A 13,547-nucleotide genomic window follows, 5' to 3' on the forward strand; every position below is an offset into this window, starting at 1 on the left:
ATGGCGCTTTCGCGGGATTGCCGGGCCCGGAAGCGAAATTTTGGCCGCAGCCGGATTTTTCGTGCGTATGCTGACACGTCGGCGTTTTCGGGGAGGAACGAATGCGTGAACTGCGCTGGGCGTCGCTCGAGGGCGACGGAATCGAACACCTGACGTTCGACCGGGGGGACGCCGGCATCGTCGTCGAAAGTGCCGTGGTCGGCCAGCGGTACGGCCGCGCGTACGGGCTTGCGTACCGGGTCGAGTGCGATCCGCAATGGCGGGTCAGGTATGCGGTGCTCAAGGTGATGGGCGGCGGCACGCTGGAATTGCACGGCGACGGGGCCGGGCACTGGCGCGACGGTTCAGGCAGCGCGCTGCCGGAGCTGGATGGCTGCGTCGACATCGACATCGCGGCGACGCCGTTCACGAACGCGCTGCCGATCGGCCGCCTCGGCCTCGCTCGCGGCGAGCGGCGACCGATCGACGTCGCATACATCTCGACGCCGGACCTGAAGGTGACGCCGGTCAAGCAGGCATACGCGTGCATCGAGCCGGGCCGGCGCTACCGCTACGAAGGCATCTTCCGGAATTTCACGGCCGAGATGGACGTCGACGCCGACGGGCTCGTGATCGACTACGAAACGCTGTTCAAGCGCCTGCCGCCATTGCGCTGAACCGCCGCTCGCGGTGCCGCGGGTGCTGCCGCGACCGCCCGTCGTTCATGCGTCGAGGCAAACCGGTCGATCCGCGCCGCGATCAGGTCGGGATTGCGCAGCACGACCCAGTGCCCGCCGTCGATTTCCTCGCGCACGTGCTCGCCGAGCCAGCGCTCGAGATCGACCGACATTTCGGGCGTCACGTAGCGGTCGTGCACCGGCACGAGGATCTGCACCGGCGCCTGCGCATACCGCTCGCGCGGCTTTCTCGCCCGCGCGAGGAAATTCGCGCGGTAGAGCTGCAACCCGTTCAGCGCGTTCTTCAATTGCGCGGGATCGCGCTCGGGCCGCACGCGTTCGGTCAACTGCAGCCAGCGCGGCCACAGTGCGGCGCCGCCGAGGCGCCACACCAGCGACGGCACGACCGGCAGGTGGAAGAACGCGATGTACCACGATTTCAGGCTCTGCCTGAGCCGCATCTTCGCGCGGAACACGTGGTCGAGGCACGGGCCGGAGATCGACGTGTACGACGCGATCCGGCCGCGCAACGCAGGGTCGGTCACGGCCTCCCAGCACTGGATCGACCCCCAGTCGTGACCGGCCAGATGGAACGGCCGCGCGCCGCAGGTCGCGTCGGCGACCGCCTTCAGGTCGTCGGCGAGCCGCGCCAGCGTGTAGTCCGCGCGGCGGCGCGGCGCATCGGATGCGCCGGCGCCGCGCACGTCGTACGCGATCACGCGGTAGCGCTTCGCGAGCCGCGCGCGGACCGGCGCCCACACGGCCGACGAATCGGGATAGCCGTGCACGAGGATCAGCGGCGGCGCGCGGCGCGGGCCGCTGACATGGACGGCGAGTTTGACGTCGCCGGAGCGGACGGTCAGCATCTCGTGCGTGCGCGCCATGACGTCATGCCTGCGGAACCGGATGCAGCGGCACGCGTCGCGGGGCGGCCTGCGCCGCGTGGCGTGCATTGGTCGCGTCGATGTTCGCGAGCAGCGTGTCGAGCCCCTGCAGGTACTGATGGTTGTCGTGGTCCCACGGATGGAAGCCCGGACGGAAGTAGTCGAGCCATTCGCGCGCGATGCTCGGGAACACGCCGGTCCGCGGGCTGTACAGATACTTCACGAGCCGCCACATGCCGCCGAACCTGCCGTGTTCGCGACGGTGCGCGCGCATCAGCCGCACGTGGAAGTCGAACACGATCGTCCAGAACATCAGGGTCGTGAGCAGCATCGTGCTGGTGCGCAGCAGGTAGCTGCCGAGGCCCGGCTTCATCACCGCGTTCCATACGTCGTACGACACCGCCTTGTGCTCGGTTTCCTCCATCGCGTGCCACATCCACATCTGCTGATAGCCTTCGACCGACCCGTCGATCCGGTGCTCGTGGCCCGACAGCAGCTGGTTCGCGAGGATCGCCGTGTAGTGCTCGAGCGCGATCGTGATCGCGAGCTGCATCGAGTGCGGCAGCGTCTTCTTGAAGAAGCCGAGGATCGTCCAGAGCCGCTTGTCGAGCTTGTGCGCGGGCAGGCCGGACGACTGCAGCAGGTCGTTGTACTCGATGTGCTCGCGCGTGTGCATCGCTTCCTGGCCGATGAAGCCGAGCACCTGCTTCTTCAGCTCCGGATCCTCGATGCGGTCGCGGTAGTGGCGCACCGAATCCATGAAAAAGCGCTCGCCGGCCGGGAACAGCAGCGACAGCGCGTTCATGAAGTGCGTGACCGGCACGCCCTGGACGTGCCAGTCCTTCGCGCGTTCGGGCGGCAGCGCGAAACGGATGTCGCGCCGCACCGGCATCATGTTCGGGGTCGTCATGATTGTTCTCCTCCCTGATTGCCTGCGTTGTTGTAGGTGGCGCGAAGCGGCGCGGCGGCCGGCGTGCCGTAGCGGGCGGCCGCGCGGCGAGCCTTCGCGGCCTCGCGGCGCGTCGTGAGCACGACGAGCGCCTGGTACGCGGCCGGCAGGATGCGCGCCATCCAGTCCGCGGCCTTCGCGTCGCGGCCGATCAGCACACGCCGCTTGTTGCGGCGCACGCCGGCGAGGATCGTGCGCGCGGCGTCGTCGGCGGTCGTGATGAAGAACTTCTCGAAGCTGTCCTTGCCTTGCTGCTCGCTCTCGACGATGAAGCCGACCATGTTCTTCGCGACGCGGCTCGACTGCGCGATGTTGGTGCGGATGCCGCCCGGATGCACGCAGGTGGCCGACACGCCGCACTTCATCATGTCCAGTTCCTGGCGCAGCGATTCGGTGAAGCCGCGCACCGCGAACTTGGTCGCGTTGTAGCCGCTCATGCCCGGCTGCGCGAAGATCCCGAAGATGCTGGACGTGTTGATCACGTGACCGTCGCCGCTCGCCTTCAGGTGCGGCAGGAACGCCTTCGTGCCATGCACGACGCCCCAGAAGTTGATGTTCACGATCCACTCGAGATCGCCGTATTCCATCCCTTCGATCGTGCTCGACAGCGCGACGCCCGCGTTGTTGAAGATCAGGTTGACCTTGCCGTGTTCCTGCGCGGTGTCGTCGGCCCACGCGAACATCGCGTCGCGGTCGCCGACGTCGAGCACGCGCGTCGATACGCGCACGTTCGGCGCGATCGCGCGGACGATCCGCTCGGTTTCGGCGAGGCCGACGCCGTTCTTGTCGGCGAGCGAGACGTGGCAGCCGGCCTGTGCGAGCTGGACCGCGAGCGAGCGGCCCATGCCCGAGCCGGCGCCCGTGATCGCGGCGACCTTGTTGGCGAAATCTCTCATGTCGTTGGCTCCTTGTCTGGCTCAGGCCGCTTCGGCGGACGTGGAAGCGGAAGCGGCGGACGCGGCGGGCGCGGCGACGGGCCGCCCGCTCGTGTCGTGGTGCGGCGCGCGATACGCGTGGTAATCGGCGATCGAGAAGTGCGCGGTCGCCTGGCGGAAGCGCCAGGTGAAGCCCGGCCACAGCGTCGTGTTCTTGCCGGTGCGCGGGTCGAGGTACCAGCTCTTGCAGCCGCCCGTCGACCAGATCGCCTTTTGGAGCCGGCCCTGCAGGTCGGTGTTGAACTGCGCCTCGACGAGCGGGCGCACCTCGATCGCATCCGCGCGTTCGCGCTGCATCGCGTTCAGCGCACCGAGGATGTATTCGATCTGCGACTCGATCATGAACACCATCGAGTTGTGGCCGAGGCCGGTGTTCGGGCCGACGATCATGAAGAAGTTCGGGTAGCCCGGCAGCGTCGTGCCGAGATACGCGTGCGCGCCGTCGCGCCACGCATCGACGATGTCGAGGCCGCCGCGGCCGATGATCGCGCCGCGCGGAAACGGATCGGCGACCTGGAAGCCCGTGCCGTAGATCAGGCAGTCGACTTCATGACGCTTGCCGTCGGTCGTCACGACCGCGTCGGCTTCGATGCGCTCGATGCCGGTCGTGATCACGTCGACGTTCCTGCGCGACAGCGCCGGGTAGTAGTCGTTCGAGATCAGCACGCGCTTGCAGCCGAGCGTGTAGTCGGGCGTGACCGCACGGCGCAGCTCCGGATCGGGAACCTGCTTGCGGATATGGCGCAGCGCGAGCTTCTGCACGTTCTTCATCAGCGACGGATGGATCGCGAAGCCGAGCACGCGCGATTCGAGCATCCAGTAGATGCCGCTGCGCACCGCCTTCTGCGTGAACGGCAGCGTGCGGAACAGCCACTTCTCGAAGCCGCTCAGGTTGCGGTCGGGCTTCGGCATGATCCACGGCGGCGTGCGCTGGAACAGCGCGAGTGCCTTCACGCGCGGCGCGATCTGCGGCACGAACTGGATCGCGCTCGCGCCGGTGCCGATCACCGCGACGCGCTTGCCTTCGAGTGGGTAGTCGTGATCCCACTGCTGCGAATGGAACGCGCGGCCCTTGAAGGTCTCGACGCCGGGAATCGCCGGCAGCGCGGCGCGCGACAGCCCGCCCATCCCCGACACCAGCACGCGCGCCGACAGCCGCTTGCCGTTCGCGAACGTGAGGCGCCAGCGTCGTGCGGCCTCGTCGTATTCGGCGCGCTGCAGCTCATGGTTCAGGCGCAGGTGCGGGCCGACGCCGAAGCGCTGCACGCAGTCTTCCAGGTACGCGCGGATCTCCGGCTGGGGCGCGAACATGCGCGTCCAGCGCGGGTTCGGCGCGAACGAGAACGAATAGACGTGCGATTGCACGTCGCAGGCACACCCGGGGTAATGATTGTCGCGCCACGTGCCGCCGACCGATGCGGCCTTCTCGAGCACGACGAAGTCGGTCACGCCGGTCTGCCGCAGGCGAATGGCCATCCCGAGACCGGCGAAGCCGGTGCCGATGATGGCGATGTCGGTGGTTTCGTCCGGGCCGTCGTGGCCGGGCGGGCCGAAAGGCAACGTGCGAGCATTCATCCGGGTGTCTCCGATTTGGCTCATTTTTGAATGTTACATTGATTGATGTAACGATAGTGGGTGAACCCGGAAACCGCAAGAGGCTAGAAGCGGCGCTCTAAGGGCCGGAAGCCGCGCGGGAAAAGGCTGAGCGGGGTTTGGAACGGTCTGCTTTCCGCATTGCGGAATGTGCGGAAACGGCCGTCGGCAGGGCTGGAGAGGCGGGAGACGAAGGCCGCCGACACGCGGCGACCTGTTTGAAACGCTATCAGGGACGGATCGGGCGGGCGGCCGTCTCATGGAAAACCCCGGCGACGATCGTGATCTGCGCGAGCGCGTAGAGGCCCCAGATCAGGTAGTCGATGCCGGGAAAGCCGCCGAGGAAGCGTCCGACGCCGATCAGCGTGTCGGAGCCGACGAAGATCAGGCTGCCGACGGCGACCAGCGGGCCGCGCGTGCGGGCCGCGAGCGCGAAGCTCGCCATCGCGCACAGCACGAGCATGTAGACGGCGACGGGTACGAGCAGTTCGCCCAGATGCGGAAGGAACGCTGCATAGAACGCCGGCGCGGCGATCCACAGCCCGATCAGTGCGAGGAAGCGCCAGCCGTGCGGCCGCGCGCGCCAGCGCACGAAGATCGCGCAGTAGCACAGGTGCGTGAGCAGGAACGCACCGAGGCCCAGGACGAACGACAGCGGCCACTCGGGCAGCGCGAGCAGCACGTCGCCGAGTACGGCCGTGACGAGCGCCGCGCACAGCCACGCGCGTTCGCGCGGTGCCGCGCAGGCGCTGCCGGCCGCGAGCAGCAGGATGCCCATCGCGGCTTTCGCGGCGGCCTGGCCGGGATAGGGCGCGGCGGCGAGCGACAGCCCGTACAGCAGCGCGGCGGCGATGGCGAGCGGCCAGAGCCGGCGATAGGGGGCGGGAAGCGTGGCGATCAAGGCGGGTGTCTCCAGGGTTGTCGTCGTCTGCGGTGGACGGCGCGCCGGCGGGGGCGCTGCTGCGGCCATTATCCGGAAGAAAGCGCGGGCGAAAACCGGCGAATCCTTCTAGGCGCGGCATGGCGACGGGGGGCGGCGGTGCGGCGGTCCGGCGGCATGGGATCGGGCGATGCGGCGCCGGTGCGCCTGCCGCCGCGCTGATCGTTTCGATGCGTTTGCCCCGGTCGAACCGGGGCAACACGGCGGTTTCGGCTTGCTATCATCGCCGCGTATCGACGTTGTCCCGCCCGGCCGCGCTACAGGGTTCGCAGGCCGGCGCGACGGCCGCGCCCGGCGAGGGCATGCCGCCGCGTTTTCATTGAATCCGTGCCGAGTCCCGCCAGCGCACCCGATGCAGTGGCAGGGGCCGGTCCTCCTGACCAACAGGTTCGACATGACCGAACTGCTCCACGGCGACGGCGCGATCCGTCGCACGACGCCATACGGCTCCTCGATCGAAAACACCTATGCGGGCGTGCTGTCGTTCATGCGTCGCAACTATTCGCGCGCGCTCGACGGCGTCGACGTCGCGATTTCCGGCGTGCCGCTCGACCTCGCGACGACCTATCGCTCGGGCGCGCGGCTCGGGCCGGCCGCGATCCGCGCGGCGAGCGTGCAGCTCGCCGAGCTCAAGCCGTATCCGTGGGGCTTCGATCCGTTCGAGGATCTCGCGACCGTCGATTACGGCGATTGCTGGTTCGATGCGCACAACCCGTTGTCGATCAAGCCGGCGATCGTCGAGCATGCGCGCACGATCCTGCGCTCGGGCGCGAAGATGCTGACGCTCGGCGGCGATCACTACATCACGTATCCGCTGCTGGTCGCGCACGCGGAGCGCCATGGCAAGCCGTTGTCGCTGATCCACTTCGATGCGCACTGCGATACGTGGGCCGACGACGAGCCGGACAGCCTCAATCACGGCACGATGTTCTACAAGGCGGTGAAGGAAGGGTTGATCGATCCCGCGACGTCGGTGCAGGTCGGCATCCGTACGTGGAACGACGATTTCCTCGGGATCGAGCGGCTCGATGCCGCGTGGGTGCATGAGCATGGTCCGCGCGCGGCGGTGGAGCGGATCGTCGACATCGTCGGCGCGCGGCCCGCGTACCTGACGTTCGATATCGACTGTCTCGATCCGGCGTTCGCGCCCGGCACGGGGACGCCGGTCGCGGGCGGGTTGTCGTCCGCGCAGGCGCTCGCGATCGTGCGTGCGCTCGGGGCGGTGAATCTGGTCGGCGCGGATGTCGTCGAGGTTGCGCCTGCTTACGATCACGCGGACATTACCGCGATCGTCGCTGCGCATGTTGCGTGCGATTTGCTGTGTCTGTGGCGGCAGAAGAAGGTGGCGGGGCTTTGAAGTCGGGTGGGGCTGGCGGACACGGCCATAGCTTCCCGGCCCATTGCCGACCTTCAACGCCCCAACGTCAAGCCGAAAAGAGGACGTTCAACCCGACGCATAAAGCCCCATGCGGCCCGGCAACACCGCTTGCCGCTCAGGGATCGTTGACCGTTTCGGGCTCTGCCGGGATCAGGATTTCGAGCAGCTCGCAATCATCCGACCAGCCTATTACGGTATGGCGGATGCCCGGTGGCTGAATCCAGCACGACCCGGCCACCAGCCGCTGCGGTCCAATGCCTTCAAAGTCGGTCTGAAACCAGCCCTTCAGGCAGTAAACCAGCTGAAACTGCACGTCGTGGTGGTGTCGCACGCTCAATTCCGGACGGAACGGCGCAATCATGCGGACTACGTGCGCTCTGACAAGGCCGCTGGTTGCCGCCGCAACGCCCAAGTCCCGGTAAGTGGAGTAGCCGCGCAGGCCGCCAGTCTTGAAGTCGTCCTCCGCGTAATGGCTGATGACGAAACGCTGCGGCGCGTCGGGAAGAAAATGTTCCATGCACCCCTCCGAAGGAATGGGTCAGTGGAAAATGAAATACCGAACTGATCCGGAAAGCAATCGGTAGCGGCACGCACGCGGGGACGTCGACGTAATTGTCCGAGCAGAACCAAAAAAGGCCGACGGGCAGGGTACCCGTCGGCCTGTTCCATGCGAGTGCGAACCGTGCGTTACTTCGCCGCGAGCGCGCTTGCCACGCCCTTGTCGGTCCACGCGTTATCGGCGACGTTCAGCTTCTGCGGAATCAGCTTCGCCGCATGGAACGCATCGGCCACGCCCTGCTGAACCGCGACGATCTTCTCATCGACCGGCACCGCGCCGAACGGCACACGCTTGATCCACGTTTCCACGAGCGGCTGCGGCAGGCCGACCTTCGGCGCGATCAGCGCGGCCGTCTCGGCCGGGTGCCCGTTGACCCACAGGCCCGTCTCGCGCAATTGCTTCAGGATCGTACCGACCACGTCGGCATGTTGCTCCGCGAAGCCACGCGTTGCCTCGTAGAAGTTGTTCGCGGGCGTGAGGCCCGTGTAGTCGGATAGCGTGCGGATCTTCAGCGAATTCTGCGCGGCCGCGTAATACGGATCCCACACGGCCCACGCGTCGACGTTGCCGCTCTCGAACGCGGCGCGCGCGTCGGCGGGCGGCAGGTACACCGGGTGAATTTCGTCGTAGCGTACGCCGGCCTTTTTCAGCGCTTCGAGCAACAGGTAGTTCGCGCTCGAACCCTTCTGCAGCGCGACCTTCTTGCCGCGCAGGTCGGCGAGTGAACGGACCGGCGAATCGGCCTTCACGAACACGGCCTCGTTGTGCGGCGACGGCGGTTCCGCGGCGACGTACACGAAGCGCACGCCGGCCGCCTGCGCGAACACCGGCGGCGGCGCGCCCGTATAGCCGAAGTCGATGCTGTTCGCGTTCAGTGCCTCGAGCAGTTGCGGGCCGGCCGGGAATTCGAACCACTGGACGGTGTAGCCGAGCGGCTTGAGCCGCGTCTCGAGCGAGCCCTGTGTCTTGACGACCGACAGCAGGCCGGCCTTCTGGTAGCCGATACGCACGACCTTGTCGGCGCTGCCTTGCGCGAAGGCCGATGTGGCGGCGACGGCGACGAGCGCCGTCGCGGCGGTGCGGGTGATCCAGCGGGTGAAACGAATCATCGAACGGACTCCATGCGAAACGTCTTCGGGGAGCGGCGCGCGCCGCTCGGTTGGAAGAATCGTCGCATGGGCGGTCGGGCCCGCAAACCAAGCAATGCCGATATGAATATGACGGCGGCGGTCCTATGCTTTGTCGCCGTCGCCTTGCGGGCCGGACGCATCGGACCTATCCGACGTGCCGGCCTGGCGTGCCGCTTCGTCACTGAGTTTCCTGTCGAGGATCGTCGCGACACGGCCGCCCAGATACGCACTGGCGGCGTTCTCGAGCGCGCGGTTCGTCTCGCCCTCGACGAACACGGCCGCGAGCGGGCGCAGGCGCCAGATCGCATCGACGAGCGCGGGCACGTCGGTGACGGGCGGCAGCGTGCCTTCGTCATAGCGGTCGAGCCGCTTCACGACGAGATCGACGAGCAGCCGCGCGATCGCGTCGAAGTGCGGCCGCGCGAGGCTGATCACGTCGAGCAGCTCGCGCGGCGGGATGCCTTCCTTCGTCATCGCGGCTGCCGCCTCGAGCAGCGCGGGGCTTTTCGCGACGAACGACAGGCCGCGCCGTTCGAGCAGGCCGAGTTCGGTCACGCGCGACAGTTGCGACGCCGTCTGCGGGCCGAACATCTGCGCGAGTTGTGCGAGCGAATAGGTTTTCGGCAGTTCGTGCGACCAGCGGCCGCCGATCGCGTTTTCCAGGCCGAGGATCGAGCGCAGGTCGTGACCCTCGTCGATCGCCATGATCAGGTCCTGGATGTTCGACAGCGTGTAGCCGCGCGCGAGCAGGTGGTTGATCAGCTTCAGGCGCGCGACGTGCGTGTCGTCGTAGATGCCCACGCGCCCGCGCTTCTCGGGCGGCGCGAGCAGCCCGCGATCCTGGTACGCGCGGACGTTGCGCACGGTCGTGTCGGACACGCGAGCGAGTTCATCGACCGTGTACTCGTTGCGGGAATCCGGCGCGGCCTCGTCTGGCATGGTTGGAGTCTGTTTTGACATGCGGCCATTCTAGCGCGACGCGACAGGCTCGGGCGCGGCGGGGAGCGTGCGTGCGCCGTCGCCGAGCGCGCGCTGCATCAGCGCGGTGTCGATCCAGCGGCCGTGCTTGAAACCGACCGCCTTCAGCACGCCGGCCGGCTCGAAACCGAACGCGCGGTGCAGCGACGTCGACCCGCCGGTGCCGCCGTCGGCGATCACCGCGATCATCTGCCGCCACGGGCCGGTTTCGCAGCGCGCGATCAGTGCCGCGAGCAGCGCGCGGCCGATGCCGCGGCCGCGCTGCGCGTCGTCGATGTAGATCGAATCCTCGATCGTGTGGCGGTACGCGCTGCGCGTGCGATACGGCGTTGCGTACGCGTAGCCGGCGATGCGGCCGTCGCATTCCGCGACGAGATAGGGCAGCCCGTGACGCAGCACTGCGTCGCGGCGCGCGCGCAGTTCGTCGACGTCGGGCGGCGCCTCCTCGAACGACGCGACGCTGTGGCGCACGTGGTGCGCGTAGATCGCGTGAATGGCGTCGAGATCGGTATCGGTCGCGTCGCGGACGACGCAGGCGGCGGGTGTGGCGGACATGGCAACGGGCGGAGGCATGGGCAAACCCTTACTATGCGGGCGATTGCCCGGCGCGTAAAGCGACGGCCGGGCGACGGCCGGACGTCGCGCGTCGTCGCATTCAGTTCGGCAGCCGCTTCCTCTGCGTATCGCGCGGCAACTCGTTGAAGCGGGCGAAGTAATAGCCCGAAAAGCGGCCAAGGTGGCCGAAACCGAACGTCAGCGCCGTATCGGTAATGCTGGCCATCGGGTCGGTCAGCAGTTGCACGCGGGCGGCGTCGAGCCGGATGTTGCGCAGCAGTTCCATCGGGGTTGCGCCGTGGTAGCGGCGGCACAGCACGTTCAGCGTCCGGAAGCTGACGCCGGCCGCCCTGGCGAGATCCTCGAGCGAAATGGGCGCGCAGAGTCGCGCATGGATGAATTCGAGGAGCGCGTCCATTTGCCGGATGCCGCCCGGGGATCCGGATGCCACCCGCGGGTTGCACGCTTCCGGTGACGCGAGGGCATTCCCGGTTGCCGACGGCGGCGGGCAATGTACGAGCAGGAATAACGCGAGGCTGCGTTCGAAGTGGTCGCGCCACTCGGCCCGAATGCCGCCGTCGCCGGCCAGCGCGAGGACGTTGAGCAGCGACTGTGCGATCAGGTCCCATTGCGAGGCCAGTGCAGGCGGCAACAGAAATCCCGGCGCGAGGGCGGGCGGTCCGTCGTCGGGCGGGTGGCCGGAAACCGCCCGCAGCAGCGCATCGGGGACCTTGACGATCAGTTGCCGGGTGCCGGGCCGCCAGTGCAGGCGCACGCGCGTCCTGGGCGCGAGCACGGCGGTCCGTCCTTCGAGCACGTCCATCACATGTCCGTCGCAGTCGATTTCGGCGCCGCCGGCGAGCGACGTGTGGACGAGCGAAAAGCCGTCGAACGGGCGCGGCACGACCTCGACTTCGGCGCCGTACTGCAGCGCGTAGACGCTCAGACGATTCAGTCGCCCCTTGAAAAGCGCAGCGTCGGGCACGCCGTGCTTCCAGCGCAGCACATGCTCGGCCAGTTCCGCCGAAACCTGCTCGTGCGCATCCGTGCGCGATCCGGATCGGAACAGGCAATTCCGGTACAGCGCGGACAGCACGTCCGCATTCGGCGTGAGGGGCATGGGGCGTCTCCTGTGCGGCATTTCCGTGCAGTGCATCCGGCTGGGCCGCGGATGCGCGTCGTGCCGCATCGGTTTTTCTTGCGTGCGCGAAATCTCCTGAATGGATGATATTGATCTTCGTCAGGCTTGTCTAAGGTATCGCACGGGGTTGCAAGAATCGGACAGTCCTGTCCCCGCTCAGGAAAAATCCGGATAGCGCCCGGCGTGAGAAAAAAACGGATTGAATTCGTGCGCGGCCTGCAAATTCCGGATAGTGGGAATCATTGTGGCTTCCTACACTGCGTCGACGTTCGACCGGAAGCCGGTGCATCTCGTAAATAAATTCGGATAACTACTAAATATGCGGGCCGGCCGATCGTACTGATTCGAAGCCTCCCCACTGGAAAAGGAAGGAACTCCATGCGTCAAATCAATCTGCAGGCGCTCTCGGACGATGCGCGGCTGGGCCCGCTGCACGGTGTCGTGCTGTTCTGGTGCGCGCTGATCATCGTGTTCGACGGCTACGATCTCGCGGTGGCCGGCATCGCGCTGCCGGCGATCATGAAGAACATGGGCGTCAGCCCCGCGCATGCCGGCTTCATGGTGAGTTCGGCGCTGTTCGGCATGATGTTCGGCAACATCGTGTTCGGGACCGTCGCCGAGCGGATCGGGCGCCGGCGGGCCATCGCGGCCTGCCTGACGCTGTTCAGCGTCTTTACCGCGGCGGCCGGGCTGGCGCCGACGCCCGCGTTGTTCGGCGCCGCCCGCTTTCTGGCGGGGCTCGGCATCGGCGGCGTGATGCCGAACGTGATCGCCCACATGACCGAGTACGCGCCGCGCCGCATGCGCAGCACGCTGGTGACGCTGATGTTCAGTGGCTATTCGGTGGGCGGCATGCTGGCGGCCGTGATGGGCAAGGGGATGATCGAGGCGTACGGATGGCGGTCGGTGTTCGTCGCCGCGGGCGCGCCGGTGCTGCTTGTCCCGCTGCTCATGAAATGGATGCCGGAATCGATGTCGTTCCTGATCAGGCGCGGCAGGACGGACGAGCTCGCGCGCATCGCGTGCCGGCTCGATCCCGCTTACCGGCCCCGACCGGACGACTGCCATGTCTTGCCGCGGGAGGAACAGGCGGGCAACGCGCCGGTGCGCCGGCTGTTCGACGACGGTCGCGGGTTCAGCACGGTCATGTTCTGGATTGCCTGCTTCATGTGCCTGTTCATGGTGTACGCGCTCAGTTCGTGGCTGACCCGGCTGATGGCCGGGGCGGGCTACAGCCTCGGTTCCGCGTTGACGTTCGTGCTGGTGCTGAACGCCGGCGCGATGGTCGGCGCGATCGGCGGCGGCTGGCTGGCCGATCGCTTTCCGATCAAGACGGTGCTCGTTTCGATGTATCTGCTCGCGGCGATCTCGATCACGCTGCTCGGCTACAGGATGCCGACTGCGCTGCTGTTCGTGCTGGTCGGGCTGGCCGGCGCGTCGACCATCGGCACGCAGATCGTCAACTGCGCGTATGCGGGGCAGTTCTACCCGGTCGCGATCCGCTCGACCGGCATCGGCTGGACGCTGGGCATCGGCCGCGGCGGGGCGATCCTGGCGCCGATCGTCATCGGCGTGCTGGTCGGCATCGATCTGCCGCTGGAGCGCAACTTCATGGCGATCGGGCTGCCCGCGCTGGCGGCGGCGCTCGCGGTCGGCCTGATCGATCATCGACGCTCGGCTTCGCATCGAGATCAGGCGGGCAGCCCCGGCGAACGGCAGCAGGCATATGTCAAGCAATCCTGAGCAGTGCGCCGGCGCAAATGCGGCACGACGGGGCGCTGCGTCGTGTGGCGCATGGAAAGCCCCGGTCATGCGGACCGGTTCCGCTGAGAGGCGGACGGTTGCGAAG

The 13,547-nt window shown here is 67.5% G+C and carries 13 protein-coding genes; 3 read left to right on the forward strand and 10 right to left on the reverse strand.

Going from position 1 to position 13,547, the window contains the following annotated elements; translation table 11 throughout:
- The first annotated feature begins 101 nt into the window (after window positions 1-101).
- Window positions 102-656 carry a putative glycolipid-binding domain-containing protein gene (locus DIE16_RS16420; RefSeq protein WP_124488162.1) on the forward strand — a complete coding sequence of 185 codons (555 nt, stop codon included), beginning with the start codon at window positions 102-104 and terminating at the stop codon, window positions 654-656.
- Here DIE16_RS16420 and DIE16_RS16425 read toward each other — a convergent pair.
- The 5 genes from DIE16_RS16425 to DIE16_RS16445 all read right to left on the reverse strand — a co-directional run bounded on the left by DIE16_RS16425 (window position 617) and on the right by DIE16_RS16445 (window position 5,918).
- Window positions 617-1,540, reverse strand: a complete 924-nt coding sequence (locus tag DIE16_RS16425) for an alpha/beta fold hydrolase (protein ID WP_124892780.1) — start codon at window positions 1,538-1,540, stop codon at window positions 617-619. The genes DIE16_RS16420 and DIE16_RS16425 overlap by 40 nt on opposite strands.
- A gap of 4 nt (window positions 1,541-1,544) precedes the next feature.
- A complete protein-coding gene (locus tag DIE16_RS16430; protein ID WP_124892782.1) occupies window positions 1,545-2,450 on the reverse strand; it encodes a metal-dependent hydrolase in 906 nt (301 codons plus the stop codon).
- Window positions 2,447-3,385 (reverse strand): SDR family oxidoreductase, encoded by a 939-nt coding sequence (locus DIE16_RS16435; RefSeq protein ID WP_124892784.1) that lies wholly within the window; start codon window positions 3,383-3,385, stop codon window positions 2,447-2,449. The genes DIE16_RS16430 and DIE16_RS16435 overlap by 4 nt, the downstream gene beginning before the upstream one ends.
- 21 nt (window positions 3,386-3,406) lie before the next feature.
- Window positions 3,407-4,999, reverse strand: a complete 1,593-nt coding sequence (locus tag DIE16_RS16440; RefSeq protein WP_124892786.1) for an NAD(P)/FAD-dependent oxidoreductase — start codon at window positions 4,997-4,999, stop codon at window positions 3,407-3,409.
- Window positions 5,000-5,246: 247 nt separating this feature from the next.
- A complete protein-coding gene (locus DIE16_RS16445; RefSeq protein ID WP_124520747.1) occupies window positions 5,247-5,918 on the reverse strand; it encodes a lysoplasmalogenase in 672 nt (223 codons plus the stop codon).
- Window positions 5,919-6,351: 433 nt separating this feature from the next.
- Between DIE16_RS16445 and speB the strand changes: the two genes are divergently transcribed.
- Complete coding sequence (speB, locus tag DIE16_RS16450; RefSeq protein WP_124892788.1) at window positions 6,352-7,314, forward strand: agmatinase; 963 nt, start codon at window positions 6,352-6,354, stop codon at window positions 7,312-7,314.
- A 136-nt stretch (window positions 7,315-7,450) separates the two neighbouring features.
- On the opposite strand, the gene DIE16_RS16455 is transcribed toward speB, so the two are convergent.
- From DIE16_RS16455 to DIE16_RS16475, 5 genes are all read right to left on the reverse strand, one after another.
- The gene (locus DIE16_RS16455; RefSeq protein ID WP_124520743.1) at window positions 7,451-7,852 is read right to left on the reverse strand and encodes a cupin domain-containing protein; all 402 of its coding nucleotides are present in this window, start codon (window positions 7,850-7,852) and stop codon (window positions 7,451-7,453) included.
- 170 nt (window positions 7,853-8,022) lie between these two features.
- On the reverse strand, window positions 8,023-9,003 hold the full coding sequence (locus tag DIE16_RS16460; RefSeq protein ID WP_124520741.1) for a sulfonate ABC transporter substrate-binding protein: 981 nt from the start codon (window positions 9,001-9,003) through the stop codon (window positions 8,023-8,025).
- Window positions 9,004-9,126: 123 nt separating this feature from the next.
- Window positions 9,127-9,984 (reverse strand): MerR family transcriptional regulator, encoded by an 858-nt coding sequence (locus DIE16_RS16465; protein WP_124521827.1) that lies wholly within the window; start codon window positions 9,982-9,984, stop codon window positions 9,127-9,129.
- Between the two features lie 9 nt (window positions 9,985-9,993).
- On the reverse strand, window positions 9,994-10,557 hold the full coding sequence (locus tag DIE16_RS16470; protein ID WP_124892790.1) for a GNAT family N-acetyltransferase: 564 nt from the start codon (window positions 10,555-10,557) through the stop codon (window positions 9,994-9,996).
- Window positions 10,558-10,657: 100 nt separating this feature from the next.
- On the reverse strand, window positions 10,658-11,677 hold the full coding sequence (locus tag DIE16_RS16475; protein ID WP_124892819.1) for an AraC family transcriptional regulator: 1,020 nt from the start codon (window positions 11,675-11,677) through the stop codon (window positions 10,658-10,660).
- Window positions 11,678-12,076: 399 nt separating this feature from the next.
- Between DIE16_RS16475 and DIE16_RS16480 the strand changes: the two genes are divergently transcribed.
- Window positions 12,077-13,441, forward strand: coding sequence for an MFS transporter (locus DIE16_RS16480; RefSeq protein WP_124892792.1), 1,365 nt, complete (start codon window positions 12,077-12,079; stop codon window positions 13,439-13,441).
- The last annotated feature ends 106 nt before the right edge of the window (window positions 13,442-13,547 follow it).

This window comes from Burkholderia sp. Bp9090 (assembly GCF_003857985.1).
Classification (GTDB): Bacteria; Pseudomonadota; Gammaproteobacteria; order Burkholderiales; family Burkholderiaceae; genus Burkholderia.

Excerpts from the sequence above, each read along its gene's own strand:
- DIE16_RS16420 (WP_124488162.1), top strand. The coding sequence starts at position 102 with ATGCGTGAACTGCGCTGGGCGTCGCTCGAGGGCGACGGAATCGAACAC.
- DIE16_RS16425 (WP_124892780.1), bottom strand. The coding sequence starts at position 1,540 with ATGGCGCGCACGCACGAGATGCTGACCGTCCGCTCCGGCGACGTCAAA.
- DIE16_RS16430 (WP_124892782.1), bottom strand. The coding sequence starts at position 2,450 with ATGACGACCCCGAACATGATGCCGGTGCGGCGCGACATCCGTTTCGCG.
- DIE16_RS16435 (WP_124892784.1), bottom strand. The coding sequence starts at position 3,385 with ATGAGAGATTTCGCCAACAAGGTCGCCGCGATCACGGGCGCCGGCTCG.
- DIE16_RS16440 (WP_124892786.1), bottom strand. The coding sequence starts at position 4,999 with ATGAATGCTCGCACGTTGCCTTTCGGCCCGCCCGGCCACGACGGCCCG.
- speB (WP_124892788.1), top strand. The coding sequence starts at position 6,352 with ATGACCGAACTGCTCCACGGCGACGGCGCGATCCGTCGCACGACGCCA.
- DIE16_RS16455 (WP_124520743.1), bottom strand. The coding sequence starts at position 7,852 with ATGGAACATTTTCTTCCCGACGCGCCGCAGCGTTTCGTCATCAGCCAT.
- DIE16_RS16460 (WP_124520741.1), bottom strand. The coding sequence starts at position 9,003 with ATGATTCGTTTCACCCGCTGGATCACCCGCACCGCCGCGACGGCGCTC.
- DIE16_RS16465 (WP_124521827.1), bottom strand. The coding sequence starts at position 9,984 with ATGTCAAAACAGACTCCAACCATGCCAGACGAGGCCGCGCCGGATTCC.
- DIE16_RS16470 (WP_124892790.1), bottom strand. The coding sequence starts at position 10,557 with ATGTCCGCCACACCCGCCGCCTGCGTCGTCCGCGACGCGACCGATACC.
- DIE16_RS16475 (WP_124892819.1), bottom strand. The coding sequence starts at position 11,677 with ATGCCCCTCACGCCGAATGCGGACGTGCTGTCCGCGCTGTACCGGAAT.
- DIE16_RS16480 (WP_124892792.1), top strand. The coding sequence starts at position 12,077 with ATGCGTCAAATCAATCTGCAGGCGCTCTCGGACGATGCGCGGCTGGGC.